Origin of the sequence: Streptomyces sp. NPDC006265 (genome assembly GCF_040613555.1) — a bacterium.
Classification (GTDB): Bacteria; Actinomycetota; Actinomycetes; order Streptomycetales; family Streptomycetaceae; genus Streptomyces.
The window spans coordinates 1-1,365 of the sequence record NZ_JBEXSH010001418.1; the positions used below are offsets into that span (position 1 = coordinate 1).

1 protein-coding gene is annotated in these 1,365 nt (G+C 70.5%); it reads right to left on the reverse strand.

The annotated features are described in order from the left end of the window. Positions 1-91 precede the first annotated feature (91 nt). On the reverse strand, positions 92-1,324 hold the full coding sequence (locus ABZ281_RS49420) for an FAD-dependent monooxygenase (RefSeq protein WP_356665395.1): 1,233 nt from the start codon (positions 1,322-1,324) through the stop codon (positions 92-94). Positions 1,325-1,365 lie beyond the last annotated feature (41 nt).

Sequence of the window (1,365 nt, forward strand, 5' to 3'; positions counted from 1 at the left end):
GCGAGTGGGGGTACCCCCTGCTCGAGCGGAGTCGAGAGCGTGGGGGAGCGTGCCGGGCGTCGTGACGGGGCGAACGTTGCCTGCCGCGGCACTAGGTCCCGCTGCTCCGCAGACCGACCCGTGCCAGGTAACGGTCCACATGCTCCGGGCTGTCGGCAGCCAGTCCGATGTGGTGGTCCGGGCGGATCAGGAACAGCCCGGTGCCCAGTTCCTCGGTGAGCGGACCGCCCGTCACGTGATGGATGCGGATGCCCGGTGTCGCGTGGGGCGGTGCACAGTTCACCGCGAGCAGCGTGAAGTCCGGACCTCTCAGCAGATCGAAGAGATTCCGGCAGGGGCCCTCGGCCGTGACGCACGGCAGGTCTGGCGCGCGGTCACCGGCCCGGACACCCGTCGGGGAACGGAGTGCGCGGGTGTCGGTCGAGAGCTCGCTGTCGCGGTAGTGCACCGACAGCAGGTGGCAGACCCGCCCCCGGTAGCGTGACTGTCCGCCGTCCTCGGGTTTGCGGCCGGCACGGTACAGGCGGGTGCTGAGGTCCAGGACGCCGGCCGCCGCGGGCCGGCGCTCGGCTTCATAGCTGTCCAGCAGCGTGTCCGGGGCGCGGCGGCCGATGACCTGTCCGAGCTTCCAGCCGAGGTTGTAGGCATCCTGCACGCCGATGTTCAGCCCCTGGCCGCCGCCGGGCGGGTGCAGATGGGCGGCGTCCCCGGCGAGGAGGACGCGTCCCTGGCGGAAGCGCTCGGCCATCGCGGTGCGCGGCCGGTAGAACGAGCTCCACACCACCTCCGTGACGGCGTCCGGGGGCAGGTGGGTCCGCTCGGCGACCAGACGGCGCACGGTCTCGGCCGTTGCGGTGAACTCATCGCCCGTGATCTTGGCGTTCAACTGGAAGTCAGCGGTTCCCGGCAGCGGGCACAGCAGCAGTTCCCCCGGCGGGTCGTCGGGCCAGATGTGCCAGTGATCCCGGTCCAGGCCCCGAACCCGTACGTCCGCCACCACCGCCGAGCGCAGCCCGCGATCCTCGCCCTTCATGGCGATGCCGAGGGACTCGCGCACCGAGCTGTGGCTGCCGTCGGCGCCCACCAGGTAGGGCACCGTCATCACACGACGACCGCCGTCGGACTGCGCCACCTCGGCTGTCACGTGCGTGTCCGTCTGCGTCAGGGACATGAGCCGGGCACCGCACTCCAGCGTTCCGCCCAGTTCGAGCAGGCGATCGCGCAGGATCTCCTGCGTGCGCCACTGAGGGATCAGCCACTGCTGCGGCTGACGTGACACCGGCGCTTCCGGGCTGACCGGCCTGCCGCATCCGAATAACGTCACGTTTGCAACTGTGACACTGATAGTGCTGCTCCACATCATTC